The 4,562-nt window shown below is 66.7% G+C and carries 4 protein-coding genes; 2 read left to right on the top strand and 2 right to left on the bottom strand.

Annotated elements, in window-relative coordinates; translation table 11 throughout:
- Nucleotides 1-15 precede the first annotated feature (15 nt).
- Together B4A72_RS06925 and B4A72_RS06930 are read right to left on the bottom strand one after the other, a co-directional pair.
- Nucleotides 16-993, bottom strand: a complete 978-nt coding sequence (locus tag B4A72_RS06925) for an alpha/beta fold hydrolase (protein WP_292978262.1) — start codon at nucleotides 991-993, stop codon at nucleotides 16-18.
- A gap of 3 nt (nucleotides 994-996) precedes the next feature.
- Entirely contained in the window at nucleotides 997-1,281 is a 285-nt protein-coding gene (locus B4A72_RS06930) for an SCP2 sterol-binding domain-containing protein (RefSeq protein WP_292955582.1), read from the bottom strand.
- A gap of 61 nt (nucleotides 1,282-1,342) precedes the next feature.
- Here B4A72_RS06930 and B4A72_RS06935 point away from each other — a divergent pair, with 61 nt between their 5' ends.
- Nucleotides 1,343-1,927, top strand: coding sequence for a tetratricopeptide repeat protein (locus tag B4A72_RS06935; RefSeq protein ID WP_292955579.1), 585 nt, complete (start codon nucleotides 1,343-1,345; stop codon nucleotides 1,925-1,927).
- A 4-nt stretch (nucleotides 1,928-1,931) separates the two neighbouring features.
- Nucleotides 1,932-4,562 (top strand): helicase-related protein (locus B4A72_RS06940; protein ID WP_292978263.1); only part of this gene is annotated, 2,631 nt, incomplete at its 3' end.

Here is a 4,562-nt window from a genome sequence, read left to right on the forward strand (position 1 = left end):
GCAGAACGCCGAGGATCAGATCGCGTCGGAGACCGGCTGAGGCCGCGCCCCGGCCGTTTCCATAACCGCCAGCATGGCTTGCAGGAACAGATCGCGTCTTTCGGGCAGGCACATCATCACCTCGTGCCGCCCGCCCTTGATCTCAAGCAGTTCGGCGCCCGGCCAGCGGTCTGCGCGGTCGCGGATCGCGGTCTGCGAGACGATCTTCTCGTCGCTGCCCAGCGAGACGAGCATCGGCAAGGCGGGCGAGGGCAGGGCGGCCAGCCGCGAACATTCGGCCAGCGCCAACCCCAGCCACCGGTAGCTGGCCCCGCCGATGGTCAGGTCGGGCCAGGTCGCGGCCTCGCGCAGAAGGCGCGACCATTCGTCCACATCGCAGGTCAGCAGGTTGGTGCCAAAAGCCTCGTCGAGGAAATAGGTGCCGCCCGCGCCGGTTCCCGGCGTCGATCGTCCCTCGAACCCAAGGCGCCGGGCCAGTGCCGTGATCGCCATCGCGACCCGATGCGGCATCTGGTGCAGGTTGATGCCCCACATCGGCGCCGAGAATACGGCCGAGGCAACCGGCAGATCGGCGTGAAGCGCCGCCAGACCGATGCCGCCGCCCATCGAATGGGCCAGAAGATGCCAGGGCTGCGGCAGGCCCAGATCGTCGGCCGCCACGACGATTTCGACCACGTCGCGCTGATAATCGGCGAATTCACCGATATGGCCGGGGCGCGGATCGTCCTGAAGCCGCTGCGACAGGCCCTGACCGCGCCAGTCGATCGCGATGACTGCATAGCCGGCCGCGTTCAGGCGCCGGGCAATGGGGGCATATTTCTCGATATATTCGGTGCGGCCGGGAAACAGCAGGATGCTGCCGGCGGCGGGGCCTGAAAGCGCGTCCCAGACCGCAAGCCGCAACCGCACCCCGTCATCGGCCGTGACGAAGAAGGCGCGTGCCGGGCGGCTGTCGTCATCGGGCAATCGGTGAAAGGGTGCGGCCTCGGGCATGATCTAGGACAGCGCCTGACCCAGTTGCATCGCAACGCCCATGTCCCCGTCGATCTTCAGCTTGCCGGTCATGAAGGCGGAGGCCGGATTCACATCGCCCGACAGGATTCCCTCGAAGGTTTCGCGATTGGCCGTCAGCGTGACTTCGGCCTCTTCGTCGCCTGCACGGACGCCGCTTTCATCGATCATGATCGCGCCCTCGTCTTCGATCACGAATTTCGCGGTCGAGCCGAAGCTGCCGATCTTTTCGTTCAACTGTTCGACGGCGGCGTTCACAACTTTGCTCATAATCTGGCGTCTCCTCGCGCTTGGACTGGCGCCCGGCGACCGGGCTGGATAGAATGACGATATGCGCGCGGCCCGATCCGTTTTCCAGCCTTTCGTCGCGGCACTTCGCCGCGCAACGATTACGATTTTCTGCATCGGCGCAACCTCTTTCGGCGCCCTGGCGCAGGATGGCGCCGATATGGAGGCGCTGTTTTCGCGTCTGGCCGATCCCGACAGCGAATCCTGGCGGCTGGCCGAATCCGACATTCTGCGCGAATGGTCCAGATCGGGCTCTCCGGCGATGGATTTGCTGCTGAAACGCGGCGAAGATGCGCTGGACCGGGGCGACATTCCCGCCGCCATCGGCCATCTGACCGCGCTGACGGACCATGCGCCCGATTTCGCCGCGGGCTTTCAGATGCGCGCGTCGGCCTATGCGGCGGCGGGCCAGTACGGCCCCGCGATCGCCGATCTGGCCCGGGCCCTGGAACTGGAACCACGCCAATTCGCCGCCCTGACCCAACTGGGCGGAATGCTGGAGGAAATCGGCGAAGACGAACGCGCGCTGCAGGCCTACCGCGCCAGCCTGAAGATTCATCCCCACCAGCAAGAGGCCATCGATGCGGTGGCAAGACTGGAACGGGCGCAGACGGGCACCGATATCTGATCCCATGACAGTGATCGACAGGGGCCGGGTGACCGCCGTGCTGGGGCCCACCAATACCGGCAAGACGCATTATGCCATCGAACGGATGCTGGCGCATCGGACCGGGGTGATCGGCCTGCCGCTGCGCCTGCTGGCGCGCGAGGTCTATGACCGGATCGTGGCCGCCCGCGGCCCTTCGGTCGTGGCGCTGGTCACCGGCGAGGAGCGGATCGTCCCCGAGCGGGTGCAATACTGGGTCGCCACGACCGAGGCCATGCCCGACATCGCCGCCGATTTCGTTGCCATCGACGAGATCCAGCTTTGCGCCGATCCCGAACGCGGCCATGTCTTCACCGATCGCCTGTTGCAGATGCGCGGCCTGCACGAGACCCTGCTTCTGGGCAGCGACACGATGCGTCCGGCCATCGCCGCGCTGGTCCCCGGCGTGCAGTTTCAGCGGCGCGAGCGGTTCTCGACGCTGACCTGGTCGGGGTCGAAAAAGCTGTCGCGGATGCCCGCGCGGTCCGCCATCGTGGGCTTCAGCGTCGATGACGTCTATGCCATGGCGGAACTGATCCGACGCCAGAAGGGCGGCTGCGCGGTCGTCATGGGGGCGCTGTCGCCGCGCACGCGCAATGCGCAGGTGGCGATGTATCAGCAGGGCGAGGTGGATTACCTGGTCGCCACCGACGCCATCGGCATGGGCCTGAACCTCGACATACGTCACGTCGCCTTCAGCGCAACGCACAAGTTCGACGGCCGCCGCGTCCGGCCGCTGTTTCCGCATGAACTGGGCCAGATCGCCGGCCGCGCCGGACGGCATACCGAACCCGGCACGTTCGGCGTCACCGGAGAGGCGCAGCCGCTGGACGAGGGTCTGACCGGCGCGATCGAGAACCACCGCTTTCAGCCGATCAGCCGTCTGATGTGGCGCAACCCGGCACTGGAATTCGGCACCATGGACCGGCTGGTGCAGTCGCTGGAGGCCGCGTCCGGCCATGAATTGCTGCAGCGGGGCCGCGAGGCCGACGACCTGCAAGCGCTGAAGGCCTTGCGCGACATGCCCGAGATCCGCGACCGGGTGCAGGGTGGCCGCGATGTCCGGCTGTTGTGGGATGTCTGCCGGGTGCCGGATTTTCGCGGGATTTCGCCCACCGAACACACCGGCCTGCTGGCGCGGATTTTCGGGTTTCTTCAGGAGGGCGCGATCCCCTCCGAGTGGCTGGCGCGGGCCGTGCAGCGGATCGACCGGACGCATGGCGATATCGACGCGCTGTCGAAACGTCTGGCGTATATCCGCACATGGACCTATGTCGCGCAGCGGACGGGTTGGGTCGCGGACGAAAAACATTGGCGCGACGAGACTCGCGCGGTAGAAGACCGCCTGTCGGACGCGCTGCACGCCGCGCTGACCCAGAGATTTGTGGACCGGCGCACGTCCGTGCTGCTGCGCCGGCTCAAACAGAAGGAGAGCCTTGTGGCCGAAGTGAACGACAAGGGCGAGGTGATGGTCGAGGGCGAATTCGCCGGCCGTCTGGAGGGGTTCCGCTTTCGTCCCGACCAGACCGGATCGGCGGACGAGGCCAAAACGCTGAACCGCGCCAGCTACGAGGCTTTGCGGCCGGAATTCCATCTGCGCGCCGACCGCTTCTACAATGCCCCCGATACCGAGCTTGATTTCACCGAACAGGGCGGGCTGATGTGGGGCAGCAGCGCGGTGGGCAAGCTGGTCAAGGGGGCCGACAAGCTGCATCCCGGCGTGCAGGTCTTCGTCGATGACGAGGCCGGCGCCGAGATCGCCGAAAAGGTCAGGCGCCGGTTGCAGCATTTCATCGACCGCAAAATCGCGGCGGCCTTCGAGCCGCTGATGGGGATGCAGAAGGACGAGGCGCTGACCGGGCTGGCCAAGGGCTTTGCCTTCCGGCTGGTCGAGGCGCTTGGCGTCATACCGCGCGGCGAAGTCGCGGGCGAGGTGAAGGAACTGGATCAGGAATCCCGCGGCGCGCTGCGCAAGCACGGCGTCCGCTTCGGGCAATTCACGATCTTTCTGCCCGCATTGCTGAAACCCGCCCCGACCCGCTTGCGGCTGGTGCTGTGGTCGCTGGCCGAGGGTCTGGACGAATTCCCCGAAAGCCCGCCGCCAGGCCTGGTCACGATTCCGCATCTGGCCGAGGTCCCGGATGGCTATTACACCCTGTCGGGATATCGTCCGGCGGGGGAACGGGCGATCCGCATCGACATGCTGGAACGCCTGGCCGATCTGTTGCGCGTGCAGGACACGCGCGGCGGATTCGAGGCCAATCCCGACATGTTGTCGATCACCGGGATGACGCTGGAGCAATTCGCGGGGCTGATGCAGGGCCTGGGCTATGCCGCAGAAAAAGGCGAACGCGAGAAGGTGAAATCCCCCGAGCCTGCGGTGGTGGCGACGCCCGAAGAACCGGCCTCGGCCGCACCGCTGACCGAGGAGGAAAGCGTCCTCGCCGCCGAGACCCGCGCGAAATGGGAGTCCGAGCAGGCCGAAAAACGCCGCATTGCCGAAGCCGGCGCGCAAGGGGGGGCCGTCGAGACGGCGCCTGATCAGGCCGCGCCCGAAGCCCCCGAAATCGAGACCTTCTACACGTTCCGCTGGGCGCCGAAGCCGCGCGGGGGCGGG

The sequence above is a fragment of the Paracoccus sp. UBA5162 genome, from assembly GCF_002413585.1.
Lineage (GTDB): Bacteria > Pseudomonadota > Alphaproteobacteria > Rhodobacterales > Rhodobacteraceae > Paracoccus.